Here is a 26783-nt window from a genome sequence, read left to right on the forward strand (position 1 = left end):
CCGGCGCTTCTCTCCCGGATCGATCCGGGACCATAGGGAAAGGAAATGACGATGGCTGTTATCCATCCTGAGGACCGCGCCGTCGGTCTCGACCGTTCGAAATTCGAGCGCCCGCACAAGCTGCACCCCGCTTTCGGACTGGTGATCGGCTTCGGCCTCATCTTCGCCGCGGCGGCCGTCGTCCACGCCTTGTTCACGGCGTTCTGAAGGCGCGACGACATTTGGCGCGGCCGTTTGATCGGTCGCTTAACGGAATAAACAGGCGTCTGGGGATCCGCCTCAGACGATGAGTAGAGACGGTCAGGCGGCCAGACGGTTCCACACGGCGCGATCCGCCGCGATTGCGTCCAGTCGGCGGCCCTTCTCCTGCAACTGCCTCATCACCACGTCGGGCAGGGTGCAGAAGCGCGGCTCGACCAGGTCGGGATTGCAGGCGGCTGTCGGCGCGGCGAACAGGGCGGCGTTGACCTCGGGGCTGCGCTCGGCGATCAGCCAGGCCAGACGGCGCGCGCGGCCCGGATCGTTGCGGTGCAGCAGCGGATCCTCGGCGAACAGTTCGCAGCCCAGTTCCAGCACATAGTCGAAGCCCAGCTTCTCGAACCGGCGCGCGTCGGCGGGCGTGACCGGACAGGCCTCGTCCAGGTCGAACACGACGTCGTTCAGAAGAAACAGCATGGGCGAGACGCTTCTTGCGATCCGGACGGGAGGTCGTCCGTACACACAGTCTTACGCCCCAGTCGCTTGCGGTCCCGTTCACGGACGCGGTTAAGCCTTTCTGACCGGGCGATCCGGGAATTCTACGAAACGCCCACCAATCCGACCGCCAGATTCACCGCCAGGGCCAGGATCACCGTGTTGAAAACAAAGGCGGTCAGGCTGTGCACGGTCGACAGCCGACGGATGCCCCGATCGGCGATCTGGACGTCGGCCGTCTGGGACGCCACCCCGATGATCAGGGCGAAATGCAGAAAGTCCCAATAGTCGGGCTCGGTTTCGCCGGGGAAGATCAGGCCGCCCCGGTCCTTGCCGTGGTCGCCGTGCTGATAGAAGGCGTGGGCGTAGTGCAGGGTGAAGATCAGGTGGATGAAGGTCCAGGACAGGGTCACGGTCCCCAGGGCCAGCAGACCAAGAATCGGCGAGCCGCCGGCCTGCACCGCCTCGCCGACGACCACCACGATACTGGCCACCGCCGCCAGCAGGCTGAGAGGCAGCACGGCGGCGCCGGTCTGGTCCAGGGCCGCCGCGCGCCTGCGAATGGCGTTGGCGTCCTGGACCAGGGCCATGCGGGTCAGGGTGGCGGCGATAAAGACCGCGACCCCCGCGATCCAGCCATAGGCCATCCGGGTCAAAGCGCTTTCGCCGGCCGGGATCAGCAGGGCGACCAGGATCACCACACCCAGGCTGGAAAACAGGACGCCGTACAGGCGCAGGGTGCGAAACAGACTCATGGTCGGATCATGACGCCCCATGCGCGCGCCGCAAGCGCTAGACGAAAAGCGAAGCGCCTGACGCAACGTGACCCTTGCGAAGCCCTGCACGCTCGGCTTAGCGTGATCACGCATTGTTACAGGTCCGGCGCCGCGCCGGAGAAAGGCCGCCATGACGTCCTATGAAGATCGCGCCGGATTGAAGGTCGCGGCCGAGCTCGCGGCCCTGATCGAACAGGACGTATTGCCGGGTCTGGGACTGGACCCGGCGGACTTCTGGTCCGGCGCGGCGGAGGTCTTCGCCCGGTTCGCACCGGAGAACCGCGCCCTGCTGGCCCGGCGCGACGATCTTCAGGCCCGGATCGACGCCTGGCACGCCGCCCGCAGGGGCCAGCCCTATGACGTGGCCGCGTCCCAGACCTTCCTGCGCGAGATCGGCTATCTGGTCGAGGAGCCGGCGCCCTTTTCCATCGGCACGAGCGGCGTAGACGCCGAGATCGCCCGCATGGCCGGGCCGCAGCTGGTCGTGCCGGTGCTGAACGCCCGCTTTCTGCTGAACGCCGCCAATGCCCGGTGGGGCAGCCTGTACGACGCCCTCTACGGCACGGATGCTCTGGGCGACCTGCCGACCGGCGGCGGCTATGACGCGGCGCGCGGCGCCCGGGTCGTGGCCCGCGCCAAGGCGTTTCTGGATGAGGCGGCGCCCCTGGGCGAGGGGACGCACGCCGATGTCGCCGGCTGGTCGGTGGTCGACGGCGCCCTGGTTCCCGCCCTGCAGGATCCGGCCCAGTTCGTCGGTTTCACCGGAGACCCGGCCTCGCCGGCCTCCATCCTGCTGGCGCACAACGGCCTGCATATCGAACTGGTGATCGACCCGTCCCATCCCGTGGGCCGCGGTGATCCGGCGGGGCTGGCCGATGTCGTGCTGGAATCGGCCCTGACCACCATCGTCGATCTGGAGGATTCAGTCGCCGCCGTGGACGCCGCCGACAAGGCCGAGGCCTATCGCAACTGGCTGGGCCTGATGCGCGGCGACTTGGCCGCCACCTTCAGGAAGGGCGGCGAGACACTGACCCGCGCGCTGGAGCCCGACCGGCGCTGGACCGCGCCCCACGGCGGCGACGTGACCCTGAAGGGCCGCAGCCTGCTGTTCGTGCGCAATGTCGGCCACCTGATGACCACGCCCGCCGTCCGTTTAGCCGACGGGTCGGACGCGCCCGAGGGCATCATGGACGCCGTCGTCACCAGCCTGATCGCGCTGTATGACATCAAGGGGCGCGGGGCCTTCGGCAACAGCGCGACAGGATCGGTCTATATCGTCAAGCCGAAGATGCACGGGCCGGACGAGGCCGCCTTCACCGACCGTCTGTTCGACGCGGTCGAGGACCTGCTGGCCCTGCCGCGCCACACGATCAAGGTCGGGGTGATGGACGAGGAGCGCCGCACCTCGGCCAATCTGGCGGCCTGTATTCATGCGGTGAAGGACCGGATCGTCTTCATCAACACCGGCTTCCTGGACCGCACCGGCGACGAGATCCACACCGCCATGCAGGCTGGGCCGGTGGTGCGAAAGGCCGACATCAAGTCCAGCGCCTGGATCACGGCCTATGAGGCGCGCAACGTCGCCATCGGCCTGAAATGCGGCCTGTCCGGCAAGGCCCAGATCGGCAAGGGCATGTGGGCCGCGCCCGACCGGATGGCCGACATGCTGGAGCAGAAGATCGCCCACCCCCGGACCGGCGCCAACACCGCCTGGACCCCGTCGCCGACTGCCGCCACCCTGCACGCCCTGCATTATCATGCGGTGGATGTCTTCGCCGTCCAGGCCGAGGTGGCGAGCCGACCGACGCCGGGTCTGGACGCCTTGCTGACCCCGCCTCTGGCCAACGGGATCAACTGGTCCGAGGACGAGGTGGCAGCCGAGCTGGACAACAACGCCCAGGGCATTCTCGGCTATGTCGTCCGCTGGATCGATCAGGGCGTCGGCTGTTCCAAGGTGCCCGACATCCACGACATCGGTCTGATGGAGGATCGCGCCACCCTGCGGATCAGTTCGCAGCATATCGCCAACTGGCTGCTGCACGGCGTCTGCACCCCCGATCAGGTGGATGCGGCCTTCCTGCGCATGGCGGCCAAGGTCGACGCCCAGAACGCCGGCGACCCGCTCTATCGCCCCATGGCCCCCGATCCCGCCGCCAGCCTGGCCTACCAGGCCGCCCGCGCCCTGGTGTTCGAGGGCGCGGCCCAGCCGAACGGCTATACCGAGCCGTTGCTTCATGCCTACCGGCTGAGGGCCAAGGCCGCACACTGAGGGCGGAGGGCGGAGGGCGGAGGGCGGAGGGCGGTGGAGCGTTAACCCCCCGTCCGTCCCGGCGGCAGGCCGGGTGCGGGTTCCAGGGGACCGTCCTCGTCTTCGGCCATCATCAGGTCCTCGGCGGCGTCGTTGCTGGCGCCCGAAGCGGAGACAGAGGGCTGGGCAGGACGCGTGTCGGTCGCCGCCGGGGCCGGGCGCGCGCCCCGGCCATAGCCGAGCCGGCCCAGGGCGTCGTCGCCCTCCAGGCCGAAGGCGCTGCGGATCCGAAGGTCGGTCTGGGGGAAGGGCACCTCGATCCCGGCGCCGTCCAGGGCGTCGGCGATCAGCCAGGTGTAGGCGGCGTGCATGGCCGCCGGCCGCTTCACCGCCTCGCGTGTCGGCCAGACCAGCAGTTCGAAATCCAGCCCCTTGTCGCCGAACCCCACCAGCCAGACCTGGCTCTTGCGCGCCTCGGTCTCGGGCAGGGTGAAGGGGCTGGCGCGCGCGCAGGCCAGAACCGCCTCGCGCACCCTGCCCCGGTCCGATCCATAGGCGACGGCGAAGGGGATGTGGATGCGCCGGGTGTCGCCCTTCAGCGTCCAGTTGGTCACCGGCTGTTCGATGAAGCGCGAGTTCGGCACCAGGACATTGACGTTGTCATTGGTCCGCACCCGCGTCGCGCGCGGCCCGATCTCCATGATGGCGCCGCGTATGCCGATGTCCTCGATCTCGATATAGTCCCCGACCGACACCATCCGGTCGAAGATCAGGAACAGGCCGGACACGAACTCCTTGACCACCCCCTGCAGGCCCAGGCCGACGCCGATGCCCACCGCGCCGGCGAAGACCGCCAGCGACGACAGGTTCAGGCCCGCCGCCGACAGGGCCGACATGACCCCGACGATGATGACGGCGTAACCCGACAGCCGCTCCAGCAGGTACAGGGCCTGGCGGCTGCGTTCCGAACGCTCGCGCACCCGCCGCAGGGCGCGCGTCACCAGCCGCGCGACGATCAGGGCGACCAGCAGGATGACCAGGGCGCTGACCAGGCCGCCGACAGTGATGCTGGCGCCCGCCACCCGAACGATCTGGGTGTCGTCGAGGGTTTCGAGGCCGGTCTGGATAGGGGATGTCATAAGGGCGCAAGCGCGCGGCCAACGGCTCAGGTTCCAGAAAGCAACGAAGCCCGGCTGTTTTCACAGCCGGGCTTCTGGAAACTGGTGGAGCTTAGCGGAGTCGAACCGCTGACCTCTTGCATGCCATGCAAGCGCTCTACCAACTGAGCTAAAGCCCCGGACCTTGCGGTCTGGTCCGCCGGGTTCATCTTGCGATGGCCCCCGGCGAGGCGGCGGAACCTATGTCAGAGCTTTTTTGCGATCAAGCCCGTTTCGACATTTATTTTCGCATCGGTTCCGGAGGCGAAAAAACACAGCGATTTCAAACCAAAAGAGGGCTGAAATCGACCGTCCGCCGCAGTTCCTAGCGGGAAATGCGGCGGACGCAACAAGAAAGATCAGTCGTCGTCGCGCGACGGCTTGGCGATCTCGTCCTCAATGGAGTCATCGTCGTCGTCTTCGATGAACGGCACGGAGTCGTCATCGTCGTCGGCCAGGTCGTCGTCGCCGTCGGTGGCGCCCATGCCGGCTTCTTCGGAAGCGTCAGCGGGGGCGTCGTCGTCATCGTCGTCGGGCGTCAGGATCGGCTCATGGCCTTCCTCGTCGATCTCCGGAGCCCGGATCTCTTCTTCCTCGTCCTCGTCGGACTCGGCCTTCTTGTCCTTGACCTGATCTTCGGTCTCTTCGTCGTCGGCGGGATAGCCGGGACGAACGCGACGGCTGCGCAGCTTCAGCGCCTCTTCGGGATCGAAGTCGGTCGCGCATTTGGGGCAGTGTGCGGGGCGGCGGTTCAGGTCGTAGAACTTAGCCTGGCAGTTCGGGCAAACCTGTTTGGCGCCCAGTTCGGGATTGGCCACGTTTGGAACCTTCAACGGGTTGAATTCGGGGCGGTCCCTTGCCACCCCTAGGAGCCGCTGTCAAAAGCCATCTTTCGCGCCGCCCGCGCGGCCCTTTCGCGAACGCAGCCTGAAGCGGGTGATTATGCCGTCCCAACTGACTTCCAGACGCTCTGACGCCCTTGCCGGAACGGTTCGCGCGCCCGGCGACAAGTCGATGTCACACCGCTCGATGATTCTGGGCGGCATGGCCGCCGGCGTCACCGAGGTCGAGGGCCTGCTGGAGGGCGACGACGTCCTGGCCACCGCCCGCGCGGTCGAAGCCTTCGGCGCCAAGGTCCAGCGGACCGGTGACGGCAAATGGCGTATCGAGGGGGCGGGCGGCTTCAAAACGCCTTTGACGGTGATCGATTGCGGCAACGCCGGCACCGGCGTGCGGCTGCTGATGGGGGCGGCCGCCGGCTATCCGCTGACGGCCACCTTCGACGGCGACGCCTCGCTGCGGAAGCGGCCGATGAAGCGCGTCACCGGCCCGCTGGCCGACATGGGCGCCCGGTTCGACTGGCAGGCGGCCGAGGACCGGCTCCCGGTCGCCCTGACCGGCGGGACGCTGACGGCGATCGACTATGTGCAGACGGTGGCCTCGGCCCAGGTGAAGTCGGCCATACTTCTGGCTGGCCTGAACGCCCAGGGCGTCACCTCGGTGACGGAGCCGGAGAAGAGTCGCGATCACACCGAACGGATGCTGCGCGCCTTCGGCGCCGAAGTCGGCGTGGAAGAAACGGGCGAGGGCTGGACGGTCACGCTGAAGGGCGGTCAGCCGCTGACCGGAACCTTCGTCGCCGTGCCGGGCGATCCGTCCTCGGCCGCCTTCCCCCTGGCGGCGGGTCTGATCGTGCCGGGCTCGGTGGTGACGGTCGAGGGGGTGATGCTGAACCCCCTGCGCACCGGCCTGTTCGACACCTGGCTCGAAATGGGCGCGGATCTGACCATATCGAACCGGCGTCAGGCCGGCGGCGAGGACGTCGGCGACATCACCGCCCGCCATTCGGCCCTGAAGGGCGTGGTCGTGCCGGAAGCCCGCGCCGCCTCGATGATCGACGAGTATCCGATTTTGGCCGCGACGGCGGCCTTCGCCGACGGCGTCACCGTCATGCGCGGCGTGGGCGAAATGCGGGTCAAGGAAAGCGACCGGATATCGCTGATGGTCGAGGGCCTGCGCGCCTGCGGCGTCCAGGTCGAGGAGGAGCCGGAAGGTTTCATCGTCACTGGCGGTCCCGTCCCGGGCGGCGCTGTTGTCCACACCGCCCACGATCACCGCATCGCCATGAGCCATCTGGTCCTGGGCCTGGCCGCCGAACAACCCGTCTCGGTCGACGAGCCCGGTATGATCGCCACCAGCTTCCCTGGCTTCGTCGAGATGATGAACGGCCTGGGCGGGCGGATCGCTTGACGAAATGTCGCCCATAGACGACAATGCGGCTATCAGGCTGACGTTCACGCCGGTTTTTGATCGCTGGCTTCTCAGGCTTCGCGACCAGAGGGCGGTGGCTCGGATCACGACCCGGCTCGAACGACTGTCCGGCGGTCACTGGGGCGATGTGAAGCCGGTGGGCGAGGGCGTCAGCGAACTGAGGATCGCCTACGGACCCGGTTATCGTCTGTATGCGACGAAGAAGAACGACGCCTGGGTCATTCTGCTGGCTGGAGGCGACAAGTCGAGCCAGGACCGCGACATTGTCGAGGCGAAACGGCTGGCTGAGGAGTATCGAAATGACTGAGCCCCTGATCGAATTCGATCCCGCCCGTTACCTGAACACGCCCGAGGCGGTGGAAGAGTATCTGGTCTCCTCGTTCGAAGACGCCGCCGAACTCGGCGATCCGCGCATCATCACCAACGCCCTGGGCGTCGTCGCCCGGGCCAAGGGCATGACCCAGATGGCGCGTGACGCGGACCTGTCGCGCACGGCCCTCTATCGGGCGCTCAGCGAGGAGGGGCGGCCCGAGCTTTCGACCATTTTCAAGGTGATGCAGGCCCTGGGCCTTCGCCTCGCCCCCGTTCGCGTGGACTCCGCCGCTTGATGTCGCTGATCATCGCCGTCGACGGCCCCGCCGCATCGGGCAAGGGCACCATCGCCGCGCGGCTGGCGCGGACCTATGGCCTGCCGCACCTGGACACCGGCCTGCTGTACCGCGCCGTGGGCGTCAAACTGCTTGAGGCCGGCGGTTCACTGGACGACGAGGCGGCGGCGACCGAGGCGGCGCGTGGCCTGGACGCGGCTCAGGTGTCCGACGATCCCCGCCTGACCACCGGCGAGGCGGGCGAGGCGGCCAGCCGCGTCGCCGGCCATCCCGGCGTGCGCGCCGCCCTGCTGGACCTGCAGCAGGCCTTTGCGGCCCAGGCGGGGGGCGCCGTGCTGGACGGCCGCGACATCGGCACGGTGATCGCGCCTGACGCACCCGCCAAACTGTTCGTCACCGCCGCGCCTGAGACCCGGGCCGACCGCCGCTGGAAACAGTTGACGGCGCGCGGCTTCGACATCGGCTTCGACGACATGCTGGCCGACATTCAGCGCCGGGACGAGCGCGACGCCGGTCGCGGCGCGGCGCCGATGGTCCAGGCCGAAGACGCGGTCTTGCTGGATACCACCGACATGGGTATAGAGGCGGCCTTCGATGCGGCCCGCCGTATCGTCGAGGCGGCGCGCGTGAAACACGGTCTCTGACCGGTTTCACAAATCCAACGCGTCCATCCTCGGCTTCCGCGGGCGTTTTGATCGTTCTGAACGGCCTCGCATCCTGACGACCTGCCTATCTTTTCCTCTCGCCTCGGCGCAGCGCTTTGCTGTGTGAGGGGCGTCCACCTCGCGCGGGGCCGTTCGGTCGCGCGCCACAGCCCTACCGGAAACACCAGAGCTTCATGTCTGATACTCTCAATCCCACGCGCGACGACTTCTCGGCGCTGCTCGACGAACAGCTTCAGGGTCGCGACTTCGGCGAAGGCCAGGTCGTTCACGGCCGCGTCGTCGGCATCGAAAAAGACATCGTCATCATCGACGTCGGCCTGAAGACCGAAGGCCGCATCTCGATGCGCGAATTCGGCCAGGGCGAAGACGCCAAGCTGCCGAAGGTCGGCGACAACGTCGAGGTTTACCTGGAGCGCGTCGAGAACGCCCTGGGCGAAGCCGTCATCAGCCGTGACAAGGCCCGCCGCGAGGAAGCCTGGACCCGTCTGGAAGTCGTGTTCGCCGAAGGCCAGCCGGTCAACGGCGCCATCGTCGGTCGCGTCAAGGGCGGCTTCACCGTCGACCTGGGCGGCGCCTCGGCCTTCCTGCCCGGCTCGCAGGTGGACATCCGTCCGGTGCGCGACGTCGGCCCGCTGATGGGCAAGGAACAACCGTTCCAGATCCTGAAGATGGACCGTCCGCGCGGCAACATCGTCGTCTCGCGTCGCGCCATCCTGGAAGAAGCCCGCGCCGAACAGCGCACCGAGCTGGTCGGCCAGCTGCAAGAGGGCGAAGTCCGCGAAGGCGTGGTCAAGAACATCACCGACTACGGCGCGTTCGTGGACCTGGGCGGCATCGACGGCCTGCTGCACGTCACCGACATGTCGTGGAAGCGCGTCTCGCACCCGTCGCAGGTTCTCGCCGTCGGCGACACCGTCAAGGTCCAGATCGTCAAGATCAACCCGGACACCCAACGTATCTCGCTGGGCATGAAGCAACTGCAGTCGGACCCCTGGGACGGCGTGGAAGCCAAGTATCCGGTCGGCGCCAAGTACACGGGCCGCATCACCAACATCACCGACTACGGCGCCTTCGTGGAGCTGGAAGCCGGGGTCGAGGGTCTGGTGCACGTCTCGGAAATGTCCTGGACCAAGAAGAACGTCCATCCGGGCAAGATCGTCTCCACCTCTCAGGAAGTGGACGTGGTCGTCCTGGACGTCGACGCTTCCAAGCGCCGCATCTCGCTGGGCCTGAAGCAGGCTCAGGACAATCCGTGGGACGCCTTCGTCGCCAACAACCCGATCGGTTCGACCGTCGAGGGCGAAGTCAAGAACGCCACCGAGTTCGGCCTGTTCATCGGCCTGGACAACGACATCGACGGCATGGTGCACCTGTCCGACCTCGACTGGTCGGTCTCGGGTGAAGAAGCCATCCAGCGCTACCGCAAGGGCGAGATGGTCAAGGCCAAGGTTCTGGACGTCGACGTCGAGAAGGAACGCGTCTCGCTGGGCATCAAGCAGCTCGGCGGCGATCCGATCGGCGAGGGCGACACCTATCGTCGCGGCCAGCAGATCACCGTCACCGTCTCGTCGATCGAGACCGGCGGCATCGAGGTCAAGTTCGGTGAAGACGACGCGCCGGTCACGGCCTTCGTGCGCAAGTCGGACCTGTCGCGCGACCGCAACGAGCAACGTCCGGAACGCTTCGCCGTCGGCGACCGCGTCGACGCCATGATCACCGCCGTGGACAAGGCCTCGCGCCGCGTCTCGGTGTCGATCAAGGCGCTGGAAATGAAGGACGAACAGGAAGCCATCGAACAGTTCGGCTCGTCCGACTCGGGCGCTTCTCTGGGCGACATCCTGGGCGCCGCGCTGAAGAACGCCGGCACCAAGGAGTAGGCGCTCAAGCCGCGGAGCGCCGCGCGCTCCGCGGTAGCGTAAAATGATGAGGGCGGCGGGAGCGATCCCGCCGCCCTTTTCTCTTTTTGGCGCACCCGCATGAGCGGAACCGGACATAAATCATGCGAATGCCGCCCCTCCTTGGCGGATAAGGGCTTTTTCACGCGGCGAGCGAGGGTTAGTGTGCGGCTTCTGGATCGTCGGCGAGCGCTGGCCTGTCGATCGCGAGCTGGCAGGGGCCCTGATGATCAAGTCTGAACTGATCGAAAAGCTGGCGGCCGAGAACACCCACCTGACCCATGCGGAGGTGGAGCGGCTGGTGAATGTCATCCTCGGCAAGATGACCGGGGCCTTGTCCGAGGGCGGCCGGGTCGAGTTGCGCGGCTTCGGCGCCTTTTCGGTGCGGTCCCGTCCGGCGCGCCTGGGTCGCAATCCGCGCACCGGCGAGACGGTCGAGGTGCCGGCCAAGGCCGTGCCCTTCTTCAAGAGCGGCAAGGAACTGCGCGAGCGTCTGAACGCGTCCGGCGACGCCTGAATCTCCACGTCCTGACTGCCAAGAGAATTTTCGAATGAGCCTGCTGTCCGAGTTCCGCGAGTTCGCGGTCAAGGGGAACGTCGTCGATCTGGCGGTCGGGGTGATCATCGGCGCGGCCTTCAACGGCATCGTCAAGAGCCTGGTCGATCAGGTCGTCATGCCCCCCATCGGCCTGTTGACCGGCGGCATCGACTTTTCCGAACTGGAATGGGTGCTGCGGCGCGAGAACCCGGCGACCGAGGCGGTCGAGAAGGTGGCGATTCAGTACGGCGCCTTCGCCAACACCGTGATCCAATTCCTGATTGTCGCCTTCGTGGTCTTCCTGGTGGTCAAGGGCGTCAACAGCATGCGGCGCCAGGAGGCGGCCAAGCCCGATCCGGCGCCCTCGGCCCCCACGCCGATCGAATCCCTGCTGGTCGAGATTCGCGACGCGCTGAAGGCGCGTCCCTGAAGCCGGAATTTTTCCCGCCGGCCGGTCGGGGTCAGGCCTTCCAGAACCGACCCTGGACCGCTGAGGCGCGGACCGGCGCGCGCCGGGCGCGGGGTTGAGGCACGGGGCGGGCGCAGACGGCGTAGTCGCCGTCGAACGGCGTCGGCGCCCAGGTTTCAGCCAGGACCGGGTCATCGACGCGCGCGTGACAATGCCCCCAGCCGCCTTCGCGCCGCGCCTTGGGCGTCAGGGCGCCCAGATGGTCCAGGATGTCCGGATTGGTCACCGGCAACCGCACCTTGGCCGCGCCCAGCGCCCGCCCATTGTCGATCAGGACGCCCGCCAGGACTTCGATCGCTTCCGGGTCCGTCTGCAGCGCCGTCAGGTCGATGATGTCGAGGCACGGCGGTTCGATCGGGCTGGTCTTGGTCATCATCGCCGTCGCCGTCCCCACCAGTCGTCCGTCGCGCATCCGCCCCAGCAGGATGGGGGGCAAGGTCTGGTCCGGGTCGGCCAGGCGCCACGCCATGATCTCGGGCCCCCGGTCCGCCAGCAGCCGCCCCTCGGCCGTCAGCGCACGCCAGAAGTCGGCATAGGGCGAGTTTTCCCTGACATCGCGCAGCACGACGACGTCGTCCGGCAATCGCAGGCGTGGACGCTGGAACAGACGTGCGTTCATCAGGGGCTCGCCCAGACGTCGGGCCTGCTCCGCCGAAATCCCGCCCAGCAGACGCCGCAGCAGTCGACCCTTCAGACAGGTCAGCGGATCCACCATCCAGGACAGTTTCAGGGCGTGGGTCTCCGTCGGCCCTGGCTTGAGGCCGAACAGCCGATAAAGCGGCGCCGCGCGGGGATTGGCGTTCAGCGTATAGCAGGCGAACAGGTCGGGCTGAGCCAGGATCGCCTTGATCAGACAGCGGCTGGCGCCGGTGCGTTCCGGCGGCACGATGATGGAAAAACCCGTCGCCGCGTACAGGCTTTCATCGTCCTTGCAGAATCTCTGGATCAGATTGCCCAGCATGGCGACCGGTTCGTCCTGCCGATCGGCGACGACCCAGCCGAAGGGCGCGTCGATGTCGCGGCGCGCCGGATTGTCCTCCAGCCAGCGCCACCCCGCCTGCGATCGCTCCGGCCACCCGACCTGACGATGCAGCCTGTTCAGGGCCTCGTAGTCGGATCTGCGGATGGGTCGCACGGACATTGGCGCTCCTTCCCATAATGAAACCGGGACTGCTGCTCGAGGGCGCACAGTGCAGAGGCCGGGCCAAAGTGGCCTTTTTCCGACAGTGAAGGGAGGGGGCGCGACAGCCTTAACACTTGTTCGCATTTGCCTGCTGTGCTGGGTATGCGCCTTTCGCGCGCCCAGTTGCGGCGCGGCAGTTGGGAGTGAGCCGTTGACAGCGACGGACTTGGGGACAGCGCGACTTACGCGACGCCTGCATGCACATTGGGGGAGGTCGGTATGAACATCGTCGTCGCCCTTGGACTGATCATCACCTTCGCCACCGGCGTGCCGGTGCTGATGCAGATCCTCAAACACCATCCGCGGGGCCTGATCATCCTCTTCTTCGCCGAGATGTGGGAGCGGTTCTCCTACTACGGCATGCGCGGCATCCTGATCTTCTTCCTGACGCAGCACTTCCTGTTCGACGACTCGATGGCGGGCTCGACCTACGGCTCCTACACGTCTCTGGTGTATCTGCTGCCCCTGCTGGGCGGCATCATGGCCGACCGCTTCATTGGCACGCGCAAGGCTGTCGCCTTCGGCGCTCTGCTGCTTGTCGCTGGTCACGGCATGATGGCCTTCGAGGGACGCCCGGCGACAGAAACCCTGACCTACGCCGGTCAGACCTACCAGATCGACGCCGAAGGCCGTGGTGCGGCCCGTGACGTCGCGATCGTCATCGACGGCCAGAAGTACAAGTTCGAACCTGCCGAAAACGGCATCGCCATTCAGAACCTGCCCGCGACCTCGACTCTGCCGGCCGTCATTCCGACCGCCGAGTACAAGATCGAGGCTACCCGCGACATGGCGGGCGTAAACGTCTTCTACCTGGCGATTTCCCTGATCATCATGGGCGTCGGTTTCCTGAAGCCGAACATTTCGACGATCGTGGGACAGCTTTATCCGCAGGGCGACCCACGCCGGGATTCCGGCTTTACCCTCTACTATTACGGCATCAACCTGGGGGCCTTCTGGGCCGCCGTGCTCTGCGGGCTTCTCGGGCAGACTGTCGGCTGGTGGGCGGGCTTCGGCTTGGCCGGCATCGGCATGGCGCTGGGTTGGGTCGTCTTCATGCTCGGCAAGCCGCTGCTGCAAGGCAAGGGCGAGCCGCCGGCCGACGCTGATCTGAAAAAGCCGTTGCTGGGACCGATCAACCGCGAATGGTCGATCTATCTGCTCAGCACCCTGAGTGTCGGCGTCGTCTGGTTCATGGTCCAGCGAAACGCTCTGGTCGGCTGGGTCCTGGGCGCTGCGACGGTCGCCTCGCTGCTGTTCATCCTCTACGTCATCGTCAAGGTCTGCGAAAGCAAGGCTCAGCGCGAGCGGATGATGCTGGCGATGGTGCTGATCTTCGGATCGGTGGTGTTCTTCACCCTGTTCGAACAGGCCGGCACGTCGCTGAATCTGTTCGCTGATCGTAACGTGGACCTGAGCATCACGCCGCAGGCCTTCCAGTTCCTCGGGGTCACAGTCGGAACGCCAGCCCAATTGGCCGCCGCCGGCATCACGCCGAGCGGTTTCTGGATCGACGCGACGATCACCGCCGCCCAGACTCAGTCTTTCAATGCGGGCTTCATCCTGATCTTCGCCCCCATCATGGCCGCGCTGTGGGCCTTCCTGGCCAAGCGCAAGCTGGACCCCAATCCGACGATGAAGTTCGGCCTGGGCCTGCTTCAGGTCGGTCTGGGCTTCATGATCGTGGTGTGGGGCGCTGGCATGGCCGACTCGGCCTTCCAGATGCCTCTGCTGCTGCTGGGCCTGCTCTATCTGTTCCACACGACGGGCGAACTTTTCCTGTCGCCGGTCGGCCTGTCGGAGATCACCAAACTGTCGATGGCCAAGGTGGTCAGCTTCATGATGGCGGTCTGGTTCCTGGCCAGTTCAATCGCTCAGTATGTCGGCGGTTGGATCGCTGGCCTGGCGGGTACGGAGACCGTCGGCGGACAGGTGCTGGACCCCGGTCTGGCCCTGCGCACCTCGCTGGAGGTGTTCAGCATGCTGGGGCTGTGGGGCATGGGCATCGGCGTCGCCTTCATCGTTGTCAGCTTCTTCATCAAGGGCTGGTCGCATGGAGCTAACGACGGCGACGGTCATCCCGGCCCCACGTTGAGCGATAGAGGCCAGGAAGACGGCAATATCGCTGCGCCGCGAACCTCCACCACCGGCTGATCCTCAAGGCCCGACATGAGAAAGGCGGCGTCCTCACGGACGCCGCCTTTTTTGTTTGGAAATGGCCTTCGCCTCAGAAGGTCTTGCGGACCCGGATCGAGACGAAGGTGCGGGGATCGACCGTGCTGTCCTCGATGAAGGCCACGGCGCGGGTCTCGCGGTCGGCGAAAACCGTCCGGCTGTTCGTGAAGTCGTCCCACAGGTTCAGCTGGGCGCGGATCGCCAGGGTCGGGCTCGGCTTGTACTCGGCGAACATCTCGAAATAGTCCGTGCCGCGCCATTTGGAGACCTGGTCGGGCGAATAGTTGGGCTGGCCCAGATAGGGCAGCCAGTTCACGCCCCACTGCAGCTTCCAGCGCGTGATGTCCTGCTCGATGCCGATATTGGCCTGGGTGGCTCGAACACCCGAGATGGGCCGTTCTTCGCCCGTCGTCGGGTCGGTGACGGCGGTCTTGTTCCAGTCGTTCTTGAAGGTGAAGCGGGCGCCCGGCGCGCCCAGCTTGTCCAGCGGCAGGGTCACATTCAGCGACAGCCGGTCCAGCGTGCCTTCGCCGATATTGCCCACCGCCGACAGACCGCCGGCCAGGGGGATCCGGTCGATGGCGTCGATGATCTCGTCGTGGCGATAGCCGATGGAGACGACGCCCTCGCCCCAGAAGCGGCGTTCGTAGGTCAGTTCCGAGATCCAGCGCTGCTCCGGCTCCAGATCGACGTTGCCGCCATAGACGTTCTCCTCTTCCAGGTCGGCCGAGGCCGCGAAGTCGGAGAAGTCCAGCTGGCCCAGCTCGCGTTCGAAGCGGAGGCGCAGCTGGTTGTTCGGCATCGGCGTCCAGGTGGCCATGAAGCGGGGCTTGGCGAAGAAGAAGCTCTTCTCCTGGTCGGCGTCGCCGGACTGGCTGATGGTCGAGGCTTCCAGGCGCAGGCCGGCCTCCAGCGTCAGGTCGGGGTGCAGCCGCCATGTGCCCTTGGAGAAGGCCTCGCCGCGCGTCTCCTCGACCTTGACCGAAGCGCTGGGCAGGGGAATGGGCGCGCCGCCCTCGGTATAGGCCTGGTCGGCCTGGCGCATGTTGTAGGCGATCTCGCCGCCGGTCTCGATCGTCAGCTTCGGCGAGCGCTCGTGGCGGACCAGGGCGCGCAGGATGGTCTCTGACCTTTCGCCGGAATAGGCGAAGACCTGTTCGGGGGCGTCCACGCCGTTGTTCAGCACGTTGTAGGTCGAGACCCCGTCCCAGCTGCCGAACTCGTGCATCAGCCGGGTTTCCAGCTTGAAACGGTCGTTCAGGGGACGCTCCCAGGTCACGCCGAACTCGCCGCTGTCGCTGTCCTCGCTGTCCAGGCTTTCGCGGAAGGCGGTGGCGGATCGGCTGGTGTTGTAGCCCTGCCAGTCGTTGATCCCGTAGCGGGCGGTCAGATCGACCTTGCCGCCCGCGAGCGGGCCGGCGTAGGTCCCGCGGATCGAGTTCCCGCCGCCATAGCCGTCGGTGTCGGTGAGCTCGTCGCGCAGCATATTGCCCGAGGCGTCGCGGCGGATCAGGCGGCCGGGGCCGTTGGAATCGCTCATGCTGACGCCGTCAGACAGGGTGACGCCCCAGCTGCGGTCGCCGCTGCGGGCCGTGAACTGGTAGCTGCCGCCGTACAGGTCCTGGCCCGATCCTTCGAACTGGGTGGTGTTCCAGGTCAGGATCGACTGGCGGCTGGTCTCCTTCTTCAGGATGACGTTCACCACCACCGAGAACCCCTGCATGTCGATGCCGGGCGCGCCGCCCCGGATCAGCTCGATCCGCTCGACCTGACGGGCCGGGGTGCGGCTGAGCACGTTGGAGCCGGTGTCGTTCTTGGAGGCCGGCCGGGCGTTGCCGATCAGGACATTGCCCACCGCCCCTTCAAAGCCGCGCGCGCCGGTGCCGTCGTCCAGGTCGAAGCCGGGCAGCCGGTTGACCATGTCGAGCGCGGTGTTGGGCTGTTGAGCGAGAAAGAAGGCGGGGGTGAAGACCAGCACCCCGCGCTGGGCGGCGTCGGCCAAGGGCGCCTGGCTGACCGGTCCGGTCGGCACGGGCGCCTGGGCCACCTGCGGTTCGTCGCCGGCGAAGGCGGCGCCCGCCGTAAAGAGCAGGGCTGTACCGCCCAGAAGTAAGGCCTTCGTCATCGATCTTCCCCTCGGTTTGTTGGCGAGAGGTGTGCCGATCCGCCGCATTATTCTCCAGTTACAAGGCGGAAAGGTGGATTAAATCGGCGACATCATTACAGAGCGTTCATTAAACTGTACTTGGCTTAGAAAGTATACAGGCCTGTAATAGTTACAGGCTCTCCACCATACGGGGCGGAGAGCCTGTGGTCTTCAGCTGGCCGGGGCCTGGCGGTCCGGGACGGCGTCGCGGGCCGCGTCGCCGATGTTCTCGGCCGCGCCGCCGACGCTGTCTGCGGCGCCGGCGATGGCGTTCGACTCGACGGCGTCGTTGCGGTTCATGTTGATCAGGAACCAGCCGATCAGCCCGACCAGGGCCAGGCCGATGATCAGGGCGACGACGCCGCCCAGGCCGCCGCCGCGACGGCTCTCGACGACGACGGGGGCTGCGGCGGGATCGTTCTCGGTGATCCGTTCGACCCGGCCGTCAGGGTGTTCGACAGTGCGTTCGGTGGGCATGGTGTGTCCTCTCCAGTGTGGCGAGGAAACACGCGCTCGGCGATTAGGGTTCCGCCCTCCTCAGACCGCCGTGCCGCCGACGGTCAGGCCGCCCATCTTCAGCGAAGGCTGGCCGATGCCGACGGGCACGCCCTGGCCGGCCTTGCCGCAGACGCCGACGCCGGGGTCGAAGGCGAAATCGTCGCCGATCATCTGGATCCTGGTCAGGGCCGTGGCGCCGTCGCCGATCAGGGTGGCGCCGCGGACGGGTGCGGTGATGACCCCGTCCTCGATCAGATAGGCCTCGTTGCACTGGAAGACGAACTTGCCGTTGGTGATGTCCACCTGGCCGCCCGAGAAGTTGGCGGCGTAGAGGCCGCGCCTGGTATTGGCGATCATGTCGGCCTTGGAGTCCTTGCCGCCCTCCATGAAGGTGTTGGTCATGCGCGGCATGGGCATGTGGGCGAAGGACTGGCGCCGGCCGTTGCCGGTGGCGGCGACGCCCAGCTGACGCGCCGACAGCCGGTCGTGCATCAGGCCGACCATGATCCCGTCCTCGATCAGGACGGTGCGCGAGGTCGGGGTGCCCTCGTCATCGACCGACAGGGAGCCGCGGCGGCCGGCGATGGAGCCGTCGTCCACCACGGTGACGCCGGGGGCGGCCACGCGTTGGCCCATCATGCCGTTGAAGACCGACGAGCCCTTCCTGTGGAAGTCGCCCTCGAAGCCGTGGCCGATGGCCTCGTGCAGCAGGACGCCGGGCCAGCCGGCCCCCAGGACCACGTCCATCTCGCCCGCCGGGCAGTCGATGGCGTCGAGGTTGACCAGGGCCTGGCGCAGGGCCTCGTCCACCTGGGCCTGCCAGCGTTCGGGCGCGACCCAGGCCTCGAAGCCCGCACGGCCGCCGGCGCCGGATGAGGCGCTCTCGCGCTTGCCGTTCTGTTCGACGGTGACGGAGACGTTCAGCCGGACCAGGGGACGGACGTCGCGCACCACCCGTTCGTCGGCGCGCAGGATCTCGATGGCGCGGCGCTCGCCGACCAGGGAGGCCGAGACCTGGACCACGCGGGGATCGCGGGCGCGGGCCCAGGCGTCGATCTCGGCCAGCAGGGCGATCTTGTCCGAGAAGGCCGGCGAGGCCAGTGGATCGACCGCGTCATAGAGCTGCTGATTGGTGGCGCGCGGCCCTTCGGCGACCCGGGCGGCGTGGCCTTGCTTGGCCAGGGCGGCGCTGTCGGCGGCGCGGCGCAGGGCGGCGGCCGAAATCTCGTTGGCGTGGGCGTAGCCGGCGGTCTCGCCCGCCACGACCCGCAGGCCGAAGCCCTCGGTGGCGTCATAGGCGGCGGACTTCAGCCGGCCGTCGTCGAACACCAGGCTCTCGCTCTCGGACCGTTCCAGGAACAGCTCGCCGTCGTCGGCGCCGGCCAGGGCCGTCTTCAGGATCGACAGGGCTTCGTCGGTCTCGACGCCGGCGGCGTCGAGGATGGGGGGCGGGGCGGCGTGAACGGTCATGGGCTGTAGGTAGGGGCTGGAGGGCGGTTCGTCACCTGCCGGGGCGGATTCAGACGCCGGGACGAAAAAACAGAGTCTGAATCGTCTGAGTCGTCTGAAATCGGCGACGGCGGCGTTCGGGAAAAAACACAGTCTAATTTGTCTGAATCGTCTGAAATCTCCGGCGACGGCGGCAAGGGCGACAGACTAGCACGCGCGGGAGGGGCGCCCGGTCGAAAGGCCCAGCCGTGCAGCAGGGCGTTGAAATCCATACGGAGGGACCAGCGTCATTATGAGGGCAAAGACCCTTTCGTCATTCCGGGTCTCCGCTGCGCTGCGCCCGGAATGACGAAAGAGAAGGGGGAGCGGCTCAGCGCGCCAGCCTGCCCTTGGCCTTGTCGGCGTCGAGGACGATGTCGGGGTCCGGGGCCGCGATCTCCTCGCCGCAGTGGTCGAGCACCTTCAGGATGTGACGGATCAGGTTCAGCCGGGCGGTCTTCTTGTCGTCGGTGGCGATGATGGTCCAGGGGGCGAAGGCGCGGTCGGTCTCGTCCAGCATCCGGTCGCGGGCGTCGGAATAGGCGTCGAACCGCGCCTCGGCCTCGGCGTCCAGCGACGACAGCTTGAACCGTTTCAGCGGATCGACGCGGCGTTCCTTCAGCCGTTTCGCCTGTTCCTTGCGCGAGATGTCCAGCCAGAGCTTGATCAGGATAATTCCGTCGTCGGTCAGCATCCGCTCGAAGCGCGGCGCATCGGTCAGGAACTGGGCGTACTGCTCGGGCGTGCAATAGCCCATCACCGGCTCGACCCCGGCGCGGTTGTACCAGGAGCGGTTGAAGATGACCGTCTCGCCCGCTGCGGGCAGGTGGGGGACGTAACGCTGGAAATACCACTGGCTGGTTTCCCGGTCGCTGGGCTTGGGCAGGGCGACGACGCGGGTCTGGCGCGGGGACATGTATTCCGTCAGCCGCTTGATGGCCCCGTCCTTGCCGGCGGTGTCGCGTCCCTCCAGCACGACGACCACCCGCAGCCCATGCTCAATGGTCCAGGCCTGGGTCTTCACGACAGCGAGCTGCAACTGTTCGAGTTCGGCGTCGTAGGCGTCTGTTTTCTTTCCCATTCGATCAGAGTGGGACGGGACGGGGGCGAGGGCAAGCGGGGTGTTGACGGGCGATGCAAGATGACGCGCTTCTCACGTGCCGCCAGCGACGACCGGGGCTAGGATATTCCAAAGTGGAGGCTTCGATGACGCTGAATCGCCGCGGGCTTTTGGCCGCCGGACTGGTCGCTGCGGCGACCGGAGGCGTGTCGTCCGCTTCGGCGGGCGACGCCGCAGACTATGAGGCGGGGCTGGACGCCGCCTTTGCGGAGACCGGGCCGGTCGCCCTGGCCGGGGGCGTGGTCACGCGCGAAGGCCTGGTCTGGTCCGGGGTGCGGGGCGTGCGAAGGATCGGCGGGACCGATCCCGCGACCCTGGACGACCGCTGGCACCTGGGGTCGAACACCAAGGCGATGACGGCGGCCCTTTACGGGCGGCTGGTCGACCAGGGACGGGCGGACTGGGACGCGCCGCTGGGGAATCTGTTCCCCGGCGTCCGGATCGACCCGGCCTGGGACGGGACGACGATCCGCGACTTCATGCATCACCGGGCGGGGGTGAAGGACGCCGACGCCCTGGGCATGGTCTTCTTCCTGACCGCGAGGGGCGACCCGCGGTCCTTGCCGCAACAGCGGCTGGCCGTGGTCGAACGGATGTTGGGCGCCGCGCCGACCGGGACGAAGGGGGCGTTCGAATACGCCAACGCCAACTATATGCTGGTCGGGGCGGCCATCGAACGGATCACGGGCCAGTCGTGGGAACAGGTCGTTCAGGCCGAATTGTTTGCGCCCCTGGGCCTGACGTCGGGCGGTTTTGGCGCGCCGAAGACCGATACGGCGGGCGGCTCCAACGTCTGGGGGCATCGCGGCGAAGGGGCGGCGCGGGTCGCCGTGGATCCCGCCGATCCGGGCGCGGACAATCCCCCGGCCCTGGGGCCGGCGGGGACGGCGCACATGAGCCTGGACGACTATGCGAAATGGCTGAGGCTGTTCCTGACGGACGGCGGCGGCTGGCTGAAGCCGGAGACGGCTGCGCAACTGGCCACGCCGGGCGCGGGCGAGGGCATGCCCTACGCCCTGGGGTGGATCGCGCCGCCGCAGGTTCCCTGGGCGGGCGGGCCGGTGCTGACGCACGACGGGTCGAACACCCTGTGGTACGCGACGGCCGTGGTCGCCCCGGCGCGGGGCGTGGCCTTCATCGCCCTGAGCAATCAGGGCGCGGGTCAGGCGGCGACGACCGCCCTGATGCGAAAACTGGTTGGACGGCTGAACGCCTGAGCAGATGCCAGACCCGTTCTAAATGCTCTGTACACCACTTGCGGTTATTCCAGAGCGGTGAGTGAGTGAAGGCGTACACAGTGCTGAGTTACAATGTCTTACGAGGCGGCTGGGAGCGCGACGGGCGTCAGGTCGACCACGTCTCGCTCGGCCAGGGCGAATTCTGCGTCAGCGACGATCCCGACACCGTGATCACCACGGTCCTGGGATCCTGCGTTGCGGCCTGTGTGCGCGATCCCAAGGCCGGAATCGGCGGGATGAATCACTTCGTCCTGCCTCGGCTTCCCTCCGGCTCGCGGAGCGACCCCTCCCGCTACGGCTCCCGGCTGATGCCGCTGCTGATCGACCGCCTGCTTGAACGGGGCGCCAGCCTGAAGCGCCTGGAGGCCCAGGTGTTCGGCGGCGCAAGTCCCGGCCCGTTCCAGAATCCCATCGGCCAGAACAACGTCGATTTCGCCATGGCCTATCTGGCCGAGCGCGGCATAGCGACCGCCGCTCCCGTTCGCAGCGGGGCGGCGGGCTGCAGGCTCGAGTTCTGGCCGGAATCAGGCCGGCTGATCCACACGCCGCTGACCGGGGTGAAGAAGGTCGCCGGCGCCAGGATCATGCTGCGCCCGGTCAAACCTCTGGTGCTGTCGTCCGCCGCCTAGGGGCGCGGGCGGCTGTATTTGAACGCTTCGCCCCCTCGCGGCGTTTGCCAGCGGGGCCGTGGGCGGTCCATGCTGGGGCTGCATGAAGCGCGACTTCGCCGATTTCTGGAATCTGCTGTGGGAGGTCGGGCTGCTGGCCTGCGCGGCTTTCGCGCTGCTGAACGCCTATGCGCCGCCGCAGGACCTGCCGTGGAAGCCGCTGGATCTGAGCCAGCCGCTGGGCCGGGCGACGGCGGCCAAGGTGGCCGACTTCGACATCGCCCCGACGGCGGCCCCGGAAGAGGTCCAGGGGGCGACCGAGGCCTGTATGCAGGTGCTGCGCGAGGCGGGGATCGAGGTCGAGCGGGCGGCGGATCGCGACGACGGCGGCTTCTGCGTCGTGCGCGGGGCGGTGCGGATCACCGGCGGGGCGGTGACGCCCCTGGCCCCGGCCGATGTGGTGATGCAGTGCCCGCTGGCCGTCCGCTATGTCATCTGGGATCGCCAGGTGTTGCAGCCGGCGGCGCGCAGCATCCTGGGCTCGGCCCCGGCGCGGGTCGAGAACTACGGGACCTATTCGTGCCGGCGCATCTATGGCTCGCAGGACGAACAGGAGCGGCCCAGCGAACATGCGCGGGCCAACGCCCTGGACGTGGCGGCGGTGCGGCTGGAGGACGGGCGGACCGTCAGCGTGCTGAACGACTGGCGCGGCCAGGGTCCGGCGGGCGAGCCGGGCGGGCGGTTCCTGCACGCGGTGCGCGACGGGGCGTGCCGACTGTTCTCGACCGTGCTGACGCCCGACTACAACGCCGCCCACGAGAACCATCTGCATGTCGACGGGGCTGAGCGGGGCCTGTGCCGTTAAGGTTGAATCGCCCCTGACGCGAATCGCTTTGCTGTTGACCGACCGGAAAAGCCGGGTGACAACAACAGCACAGTCCGGATTTTGCGTGGGGTCCACACCCGCGTCTCGCTCCTTCGCCTGAACGAGCTGTCCAGATGGACTGTCGGGTCACCCTGAGGGGGATCCGCCTGGAAAAGCGCGTTTACGGAGACGCAGACATGGCGACCGGTACGGTCAAGTGGTTCAACCCCACCAAGGGCTATGGATTCATCCAGCCCGACAGCGGCGGCTCTGACGTGTTCGTTCACGTCACCGCCGTTCAGAAGGCCGGCCTTCAGGGCCTCGATGAGAACGCCAAGGTCGAATACGAGCTGGAAAACCAGCGCGGCAAGACTTCGGCGATCGACCTCAAGCTCCTCTGAGTCGAGCGGCCGATTAAGGCATGAGAACAGGCGCGGGGGCCAAGGCTTCCGCGCCTGTTTTTGTTTGGGCTACCGCGCTTCGCGCGGCTTGAGCCGCATGATGTGGGGCTACCGCGCTTCGCGCTACTTGAGCCCAAGGTTGGCCTACGCGGCTTCGCGCGGCTTGAGCCCTTCGGTCGGTTTCGTTCGCTGGGATCTCTGCGCCATCACGATGGCGCCCAGGACCAGGGCGCCGCCCAGGGCCTGGATCGGGGTCAGGGTCTCGCCGAAGATCCACCAACCCAGCAGGCCGGCGACGACCGGCTGGATCAGTATGGTGACGGCGGTGATTGAGGCCGGCAGCTTGCCCAGGGCCCAGGCGACGCCGCCCTGGCCGAAGACGTGCATGACGCCCATGGTCAGACAGGCGGCCCAGCCGGACAGGCTGGCGGGGATGATGTCCTCGCCCAGGACCAGGGCCACGATCAGCAGCAGGGGCGCGCCCAGCAGGGTGGCCCAGAAGGTGACGCGCATGGCGCCAGCCGTGGCGCGGGCCGCCTTCACCGCCAGGAAATAGCCCGAGTACCAGACCGCCACCGACAGCGAGAAGATGTCGCCCAGCGGCGGGTTGGTCCCCTGTCCGCCGTCGGCGCCCGCCGCCATGGCGAAGGCCCCGCCCATGGCCAGGGCCAGGGCCAGCAGGAACAGCCGGTGCGGCGTCTCCTTCAGCACGATCCAGCCGAACAGGGTGACGACGACCGGCGTCAGGTTGCACAGGACCGTGGCGTTGGCGACCGAGGTCATGACGATGCCGTAGTGCCAGAAGCTGAGGTCCAGGGCGAAGAACAGGCCGGCCAGCAGCGCCCATTTCGACGGGGCCGCGATCCCGCCCGGCTCGCGCGACGCCAGCAGGGTCAGCAGGGGCAGGGCGAAGACGAACCGCCAGAAGCCCGCCGCCGCCGGACCGGTCTCGGTCAGCCGCACCAGGATCGGCGCCAGGCCCAGGACGCAGGCGGCGATCAGCAGGACGATCAGGGCGAAGGCGCGGGGGGAGACGCGGGCGGCGAGAGCGGACATGGCGGGCCTCTTACGCCGCCCCGCGACCTTCCGCCACAGGTCCCGTAGGAGGAGCAGGCCGATGCGCGCGCTGGACGGTCAGGACACGGAACGGCCGCAGTCCCATGGCGTTGGGATACGGTTCCCCTTTCCAGTTGGCAGCCCTTCATGAAACTGCGCGTCCGCGCCGAGCTCGTCTATCGTTTCGATCCGCCGACGGACGCCATCTACAAGATCCAGGTCGCCCACTGGCCCGGCCAGGACATCCTGCAGGAAACCCTGACCTTCGATCCGCCGGTGGAGTTCCACGAGGACGAGGACGTCGATTTCGGGGCCCGGACCCTGCGCTGCCACGTCGAGGGCGAAGTGACCCTGACCTATGAGGCGGTGGTCGAGAACGGGGTGCTGAAGGGCCTGCCGCCCAGCGTGTCCCAGCATGACTGGGGCGAACTGCCGGCCGAGGTCCTGCCCTATCTGCAGCCCAGCCGGTACTGCCCGTCGGACCAGTTCGGCCGGTTCGTCACGCGGGAGTTCGGCGACACCTCGGGCGGGGCGCGGGTGCTGGCGATCCTGAACTGGATCACCGAGAACCTGGACTATGAGCACGGCGTTTCGGACACCGAGACCACGGCGGCGCGCACCTTTATCGACCGGGCCGGGGTGTGCCGCGACTTCACCCACCTGGGCATGACCCTGTGCCGGGCGTCGGGCATTCCGGCGCGGGCGGTCAGCGCCTTTGCACACCAGCTGAATCCGCCCGACTTCCACGCCATCTTCGAGGTCTGGCTGGATAACGGCTGGTGGCTGGTCGATGCGACGCGGCTGGCGCCGGTCGAGGGTCTGGTGCGGATCGCCTGCGGACGCGACGCGGCGGACATCGCCTTCCTGACGACCCAGGAGCGGTGCCAGATGGTGCGGCAGTCGGTGACGGTGGCGCCGGCCTGAGTGTTTCACCCTCTCCCATTGGGAGAAGGATCAGCGTTTTTGCTCCGCCTTATAGGCCTGCAGCGCGTCGATCACGTCCATCTGGCGTAGCACCTTGTTCTGAGGATCGATCAGGACGTGCGCCCCGGCGGGAACGGCGATCTCACCCCGGCCGCCGGTCATGGCGACGGTCTGGACGCGACCGTCGATCTCGACGTCCAGCGGCATGGGGAAGGTCTCGCCGTTGCCCGTCGCCCATTCCAGCCGCAGCACGCCGCCCTCTCGTGTCTGGGTCAACACCGGCAGGGCGGCGTTGTAGAGATAGCCGCGGAAGAACCAGCCGTAATCCTGGCCCGTCACCTGGTTGACGATCTGGAGGAAATCCAGCGTCGAGCGGTACAGGGGCCTGAAGGCGCCGGGCTGGGGATCATCGGTTCCATAGACCAGACGGGTCAGGGCCTGGTGGAAGGCGGCGTCCCCGATCAGCATCCGCAGCGAATGGCTGATCAGCGAGCCCTTGGAATAGATGTCGTTCCCCGGGCCGACGTCGCCCTTGTAGACCTCGTCCTCGGTCTTGGGCGTGCCCGAGACGACGGGGAACTTGTTGATCAATCCCTCGCGCTGGTTCGCCAGTTCGCGCTGCATATAGCGGTCGCCCAGCAGCCAGCGGGCGTAGAGGGGCTGCATATAGCTGCCCAGACCTTCGTGCAGCCACATGTCGTCGGCGTTCTGATTGGTCAGTTGGTTGCCGAACCATTCATGGGCGAACTCGTGCTGAAGCAGCCAGTCATAGCCGCGCCCGTCGATCTTGTAGCCGTTGCCATAGGCGTTGATGGTCTGGTGCTCCATGCCCAGGTGCGGGGTCTCGACCACGCCCATCTTCTCGTCGCCGAAGGGGAAGGGGCCGACATTGGCCTCGAAGAAGTCCAGCATCTTTGGAAACTGGGCGAACAGGGCCTGGACCTTGTCGGGCGCGTCCGACTTCAGATGCCAGTAGTTCATCGGGATCGTATTGCCGAACCGGCTTTCGTACTGGCCGCTGACCTCCTCGTAGGGGCCGACATTCAGGGCGATGGCGTAGGTGTTGGGGCTCTTCGCCGACCAGTTCCAGGTGGTCCAGCCGTCGCCGTGGTCGACCGTGCCCAGGAACCGGCCGTTGGACGGCGCCGACAGGGTCGAGGGGATGGTGATGTGCAGGTCGACCCGGGCGGGTTCGCCGTGCGGGCTGTCGATACAGGGCCAGAAGATGTCGCAGCCCTCGCCCTGGACGGCGGTGGCGATCCAGGGCTCGCCCGACGGGGCCGTGGACCAGACGAAGCCGCCGTCCCAGGGGGCGCGAGGCGCGACGCGGGGCCGGCCGGCGTAGGCGACGCGCAGGGCGACGCGCTCGCCGGAGGCCAGGGGGCGGGGCAGTAGGACCGTCAGACGGCCTTCGGGATTGGACCAGCGGTCGGCGGCGACCTCGACCCCGTTGATCTGGACGGAGGAGATGGCCAGCAGGGTGTCCAGTTCGACCTCCAGCCGGTGCAGCGGGGCCGTGGCGGTGAAGTCCAGAACCGCGACGGCGTCGATGGCCCGGTCCTCGGGCAGGACCCGGATCGACAGGTCGGCCTTGTCGAACCGCATCGCCTGCTGTTCAGGCGTCAGGGGCTGGTCGGTGGCGAGGGTGAAGGCGGTCGACTCGCGCGGCGTCGCGGGCGGCGGGGAGGTCGTGGCGCAGGCGGCCAAAGTCAGGGCGGCCGCCGTGAAGGCCAGGGTGCGCGCAATTGTCATGGAATCCCCTCC

Annotated in this window: 26 protein-coding genes and 1 tRNA gene; 15 read left to right on the top strand and 12 right to left on the bottom strand. The window is 67.4% G+C overall.

Annotation, left to right across the window (positions count from 1 at the left end):
- Window positions 1-51 precede the first annotated feature (51 nt).
- Window positions 52-207, top strand: coding sequence for a hypothetical protein (locus tag ACP7CK_RS14485; RefSeq protein WP_426026480.1), 156 nt, complete (start codon window positions 52-54; stop codon window positions 205-207).
- 93 nt (window positions 208-300) lie between these two features.
- On the opposite strand, the gene ACP7CK_RS14490 is transcribed toward ACP7CK_RS14485, so the two are convergent.
- Window positions 301-675, bottom strand: a complete 375-nt coding sequence (locus tag ACP7CK_RS14490; RefSeq protein ID WP_008262635.1) for a hypothetical protein — start codon at window positions 673-675, stop codon at window positions 301-303.
- Window positions 676-797: 122 nt separating this feature from the next.
- Entirely contained in the window at window positions 798-1448 is a 651-nt protein-coding gene (locus ACP7CK_RS14495) for a DUF1345 domain-containing protein (RefSeq protein ID WP_426026481.1), read from the bottom strand.
- A 151-nt stretch (window positions 1449-1599) separates the two neighbouring features.
- Here ACP7CK_RS14495 and ACP7CK_RS14500 point away from each other — a divergent pair, with 151 nt between their 5' ends.
- Complete coding sequence (locus ACP7CK_RS14500) at window positions 1600-3738, top strand: malate synthase G (RefSeq protein ID WP_426026482.1); 2139 nt, start codon at window positions 1600-1602, stop codon at window positions 3736-3738.
- A gap of 41 nt (window positions 3739-3779) precedes the next feature.
- Here ACP7CK_RS14500 and ACP7CK_RS14505 read toward each other — a convergent pair whose 3' ends face one another.
- The 3 genes from ACP7CK_RS14505 to ACP7CK_RS14515 form a co-directional block, all read right to left on the bottom strand.
- Window positions 3780-4856 carry a mechanosensitive ion channel family protein gene (locus tag ACP7CK_RS14505; protein WP_426026483.1) on the bottom strand — a complete coding sequence of 359 codons (1077 nt, stop codon included), beginning with the start codon at window positions 4854-4856 and terminating at the stop codon, window positions 3780-3782.
- Between the two features lie 82 nt (window positions 4857-4938).
- A tRNA-Ala gene (locus ACP7CK_RS14510) sits at window positions 4939-5014 on the bottom strand.
- Window positions 5015-5233: 219 nt separating this feature from the next.
- Entirely contained in the window at window positions 5234-5692 is a 459-nt protein-coding gene (locus ACP7CK_RS14515) for a TIGR02300 family protein (protein WP_008261678.1), read from the bottom strand.
- 124 nt (window positions 5693-5816) lie between these two features.
- Here ACP7CK_RS14515 and aroA point away from each other — a divergent pair, with 124 nt between their 5' ends.
- From aroA to mscL, 7 genes are all read left to right on the top strand, one after another.
- A complete protein-coding gene (gene aroA / locus ACP7CK_RS14520; protein WP_426026484.1) occupies window positions 5817-7124 on the top strand; it encodes a 3-phosphoshikimate 1-carboxyvinyltransferase in 1308 nt (435 codons plus the stop codon).
- Between the two features lie 4 nt (window positions 7125-7128).
- On the top strand, window positions 7129-7452 hold the full coding sequence (locus tag ACP7CK_RS14525) for a type II toxin-antitoxin system RelE/ParE family toxin (RefSeq protein WP_426026485.1): 324 nt from the start codon (window positions 7129-7131) through the stop codon (window positions 7450-7452).
- Window positions 7445-7753 carry an addiction module antidote protein gene (locus ACP7CK_RS14530; RefSeq protein ID WP_008262856.1) on the top strand — a complete coding sequence of 103 codons (309 nt, stop codon included), beginning with the start codon at window positions 7445-7447 and terminating at the stop codon, window positions 7751-7753. The genes ACP7CK_RS14525 and ACP7CK_RS14530 overlap by 8 nt, the downstream gene beginning before the upstream one ends.
- Window positions 7753-8397, top strand: a complete 645-nt coding sequence (gene cmk, locus ACP7CK_RS14535; protein WP_008262509.1) for a (d)CMP kinase — start codon at window positions 7753-7755, stop codon at window positions 8395-8397. The genes ACP7CK_RS14530 and cmk overlap by 1 nt, the downstream gene beginning before the upstream one ends.
- 194 nt (window positions 8398-8591) lie before the next feature.
- Window positions 8592-10295 carry a 30S ribosomal protein S1 gene (gene rpsA / locus ACP7CK_RS14540; RefSeq protein WP_426026486.1) on the top strand — a complete coding sequence of 568 codons (1704 nt, stop codon included), beginning with the start codon at window positions 8592-8594 and terminating at the stop codon, window positions 10293-10295.
- Between the two features lie 244 nt (window positions 10296-10539).
- Complete coding sequence (locus tag ACP7CK_RS14545) at window positions 10540-10830, top strand: integration host factor subunit beta (RefSeq protein WP_035307045.1); 291 nt, start codon at window positions 10540-10542, stop codon at window positions 10828-10830.
- Between the two features lie 34 nt (window positions 10831-10864).
- Entirely contained in the window at window positions 10865-11281 is a 417-nt protein-coding gene (mscL, locus tag ACP7CK_RS14550; protein ID WP_008263083.1) for a large-conductance mechanosensitive channel protein MscL, read from the top strand.
- Between the two features lie 31 nt (window positions 11282-11312).
- On the opposite strand, the gene ACP7CK_RS14555 is transcribed toward mscL, so the two are convergent.
- On the bottom strand, window positions 11313-12461 hold the full coding sequence (locus ACP7CK_RS14555) for an N-acetyltransferase (protein ID WP_426026487.1): 1149 nt from the start codon (window positions 12459-12461) through the stop codon (window positions 11313-11315).
- A gap of 261 nt (window positions 12462-12722) precedes the next feature.
- Here ACP7CK_RS14555 and ACP7CK_RS14560 point away from each other — a divergent pair, with 261 nt between their 5' ends.
- Complete coding sequence (locus ACP7CK_RS14560) at window positions 12723-14654, top strand: peptide MFS transporter (RefSeq protein WP_008263862.1); 1932 nt, start codon at window positions 12723-12725, stop codon at window positions 14652-14654.
- Window positions 14655-14727: 73 nt separating this feature from the next.
- Here ACP7CK_RS14560 and ACP7CK_RS14565 read toward each other — a convergent pair whose 3' ends face one another.
- From ACP7CK_RS14565 to ppk2, 4 genes are all read right to left on the bottom strand, one after another.
- Complete coding sequence (locus tag ACP7CK_RS14565; RefSeq protein ID WP_426026488.1) at window positions 14728-16800, bottom strand: TonB-dependent receptor plug domain-containing protein; 2073 nt, start codon at window positions 16798-16800, stop codon at window positions 14728-14730.
- Between the two features lie 192 nt (window positions 16801-16992).
- Window positions 16993-17298, bottom strand: coding sequence for a hypothetical protein (locus ACP7CK_RS14570; protein WP_426026489.1), 306 nt, complete (start codon window positions 17296-17298; stop codon window positions 16993-16995).
- A 60-nt stretch (window positions 17299-17358) separates the two neighbouring features.
- On the bottom strand, window positions 17359-18789 hold the full coding sequence (gene tldD / locus ACP7CK_RS14575; RefSeq protein WP_426026490.1) for a metalloprotease TldD: 1431 nt from the start codon (window positions 18787-18789) through the stop codon (window positions 17359-17361).
- Window positions 18790-19138: 349 nt separating this feature from the next.
- Window positions 19139-19888: a polyphosphate kinase 2 gene (gene ppk2 / locus ACP7CK_RS14580; protein WP_426026491.1), complete on the bottom strand. Its 750-nt coding sequence runs from the start codon at window positions 19886-19888 to the stop codon at window positions 19139-19141.
- Window positions 19889-20013: 125 nt separating this feature from the next.
- Between ppk2 and ACP7CK_RS14585 the strand changes: the two genes are divergently transcribed.
- The 4 genes from ACP7CK_RS14585 to ACP7CK_RS14600 all read left to right on the top strand — a co-directional run bounded on the left by ACP7CK_RS14585 (window position 20014) and on the right by ACP7CK_RS14600 (window position 23039).
- The gene (locus ACP7CK_RS14585) at window positions 20014-21144 is read left to right on the top strand and encodes a serine hydrolase domain-containing protein (protein WP_426026492.1); all 1131 of its coding nucleotides are present in this window, start codon (window positions 20014-20016) and stop codon (window positions 21142-21144) included.
- A gap of 80 nt (window positions 21145-21224) precedes the next feature.
- Window positions 21225-21794: a chemotaxis protein CheD gene (locus tag ACP7CK_RS14590; RefSeq protein WP_008258746.1), complete on the top strand. Its 570-nt coding sequence runs from the start codon at window positions 21225-21227 to the stop codon at window positions 21792-21794.
- An 82-nt stretch (window positions 21795-21876) separates the two neighbouring features.
- Window positions 21877-22638: an extensin family protein gene (locus tag ACP7CK_RS14595; RefSeq protein ID WP_008264227.1), complete on the top strand. Its 762-nt coding sequence runs from the start codon at window positions 21877-21879 to the stop codon at window positions 22636-22638.
- 197 nt (window positions 22639-22835) lie between these two features.
- On the top strand, window positions 22836-23039 hold the full coding sequence (locus ACP7CK_RS14600) for a cold-shock protein (RefSeq protein ID WP_008264090.1): 204 nt from the start codon (window positions 22836-22838) through the stop codon (window positions 23037-23039).
- A 144-nt stretch (window positions 23040-23183) separates the two neighbouring features.
- Here the strand turns inward: ACP7CK_RS14600 and ACP7CK_RS14605 are convergent, their stop codons facing one another.
- Window positions 23184-24095 (bottom strand): DMT family transporter, encoded by a 912-nt coding sequence (locus tag ACP7CK_RS14605; protein WP_372705190.1) that lies wholly within the window; start codon window positions 24093-24095, stop codon window positions 23184-23186.
- Between the two features lie 147 nt (window positions 24096-24242).
- Between ACP7CK_RS14605 and ACP7CK_RS14610 the strand changes: the two genes are divergently transcribed.
- The gene (locus ACP7CK_RS14610; RefSeq protein WP_154725809.1) at window positions 24243-25019 is read left to right on the top strand and encodes a transglutaminase-like domain-containing protein; all 777 of its coding nucleotides are present in this window, start codon (window positions 24243-24245) and stop codon (window positions 25017-25019) included.
- Between the two features lie 30 nt (window positions 25020-25049).
- Here the strand turns inward: ACP7CK_RS14610 and ACP7CK_RS14615 are convergent, their stop codons facing one another.
- Window positions 25050-26771, bottom strand: coding sequence for a M1 family metallopeptidase (locus tag ACP7CK_RS14615; protein ID WP_426026493.1), 1722 nt, complete (start codon window positions 26769-26771; stop codon window positions 25050-25052).
- Between the last annotated feature and the right edge of the window lie 12 nt (window positions 26772-26783).

Source organism: Brevundimonas sp. TSRC1-1 (assembly GCF_049898245.1).
In the GTDB taxonomy this organism is placed as follows: Bacteria; Pseudomonadota; Alphaproteobacteria; order Caulobacterales; family Caulobacteraceae; genus Brevundimonas; species Brevundimonas mediterranea_A.

What these genes read in the sequence shown, in the direction of transcription:
- ACP7CK_RS14490 (WP_008262635.1), bottom strand. Translation starts at nt 675, where the DNA reads ATGCTGTTTCTTCTGAACGACGTCGTGTTCGACCTGGACGAGGCCTGT.
- ACP7CK_RS14570 (WP_426026489.1), bottom strand. Translation starts at nt 17,298, where the DNA reads ATGCCCACCGAACGCACTGTCGAACACCCTGACGGCCGGGTCGAACGG.
- ACP7CK_RS14605 (WP_372705190.1), bottom strand. Translation starts at nt 24,095, where the DNA reads ATGTCCGCTCTCGCCGCCCGCGTCTCCCCCCGCGCCTTCGCCCTGATC.
- ACP7CK_RS14530 (WP_008262856.1), top strand. Translation starts at nt 7,445, where the DNA reads ATGACTGAGCCCCTGATCGAATTCGATCCCGCCCGTTACCTGAACACG.
- aroA (WP_426026484.1), top strand. Translation starts at nt 5,817, where the DNA reads ATGCCGTCCCAACTGACTTCCAGACGCTCTGACGCCCTTGCCGGAACG.
- ACP7CK_RS14525 (WP_426026485.1), top strand. Translation starts at nt 7,129, where the DNA reads ATGTCGCCCATAGACGACAATGCGGCTATCAGGCTGACGTTCACGCCG.
- cmk (WP_008262509.1), top strand. Translation starts at nt 7,753, where the DNA reads ATGTCGCTGATCATCGCCGTCGACGGCCCCGCCGCATCGGGCAAGGGC.
- ppk2 (WP_426026491.1), bottom strand. Translation starts at nt 19,888, where the DNA reads ATGGGAAAGAAAACAGACGCCTACGACGCCGAACTCGAACAGTTGCAG.
- ACP7CK_RS14615 (WP_426026493.1), bottom strand. Translation starts at nt 26,771, where the DNA reads ATGACAATTGCGCGCACCCTGGCCTTCACGGCGGCCGCCCTGACTTTG.
- ACP7CK_RS14585 (WP_426026492.1), top strand. Translation starts at nt 20,014, where the DNA reads ATGACGCTGAATCGCCGCGGGCTTTTGGCCGCCGGACTGGTCGCTGCG.
- ACP7CK_RS14500 (WP_426026482.1), top strand. Translation starts at nt 1,600, where the DNA reads ATGACGTCCTATGAAGATCGCGCCGGATTGAAGGTCGCGGCCGAGCTC.
- ACP7CK_RS14505 (WP_426026483.1), bottom strand. Translation starts at nt 4,856, where the DNA reads ATGACATCCCCTATCCAGACCGGCCTCGAAACCCTCGACGACACCCAG.
- tldD (WP_426026490.1), bottom strand. Translation starts at nt 18,789, where the DNA reads ATGACCGTTCACGCCGCCCCGCCCCCCATCCTCGACGCCGCCGGCGTC.
- mscL (WP_008263083.1), top strand. Translation starts at nt 10,865, where the DNA reads ATGAGCCTGCTGTCCGAGTTCCGCGAGTTCGCGGTCAAGGGGAACGTC.
- ACP7CK_RS14555 (WP_426026487.1), bottom strand. Translation starts at nt 12,461, where the DNA reads ATGTCCGTGCGACCCATCCGCAGATCCGACTACGAGGCCCTGAACAGG.
- ACP7CK_RS14565 (WP_426026488.1), bottom strand. Translation starts at nt 16,800, where the DNA reads ATGACGAAGGCCTTACTTCTGGGCGGTACAGCCCTGCTCTTTACGGCG.
- ACP7CK_RS14610 (WP_154725809.1), top strand. Translation starts at nt 24,243, where the DNA reads ATGAAACTGCGCGTCCGCGCCGAGCTCGTCTATCGTTTCGATCCGCCG.
- ACP7CK_RS14595 (WP_008264227.1), top strand. Translation starts at nt 21,877, where the DNA reads ATGAAGCGCGACTTCGCCGATTTCTGGAATCTGCTGTGGGAGGTCGGG.
- ACP7CK_RS14495 (WP_426026481.1), bottom strand. Translation starts at nt 1,448, where the DNA reads ATGAGTCTGTTTCGCACCCTGCGCCTGTACGGCGTCCTGTTTTCCAGC.
- ACP7CK_RS14560 (WP_008263862.1), top strand. Translation starts at nt 12,723, where the DNA reads ATGAACATCGTCGTCGCCCTTGGACTGATCATCACCTTCGCCACCGGC.
- rpsA (WP_426026486.1), top strand. Translation starts at nt 8,592, where the DNA reads ATGTCTGATACTCTCAATCCCACGCGCGACGACTTCTCGGCGCTGCTC.
- ACP7CK_RS14545 (WP_035307045.1), top strand. Translation starts at nt 10,540, where the DNA reads ATGATCAAGTCTGAACTGATCGAAAAGCTGGCGGCCGAGAACACCCAC.
- ACP7CK_RS14485 (WP_426026480.1), top strand. Translation starts at nt 52, where the DNA reads ATGGCTGTTATCCATCCTGAGGACCGCGCCGTCGGTCTCGACCGTTCG.
- ACP7CK_RS14600 (WP_008264090.1), top strand. Translation starts at nt 22,836, where the DNA reads ATGGCGACCGGTACGGTCAAGTGGTTCAACCCCACCAAGGGCTATGGA.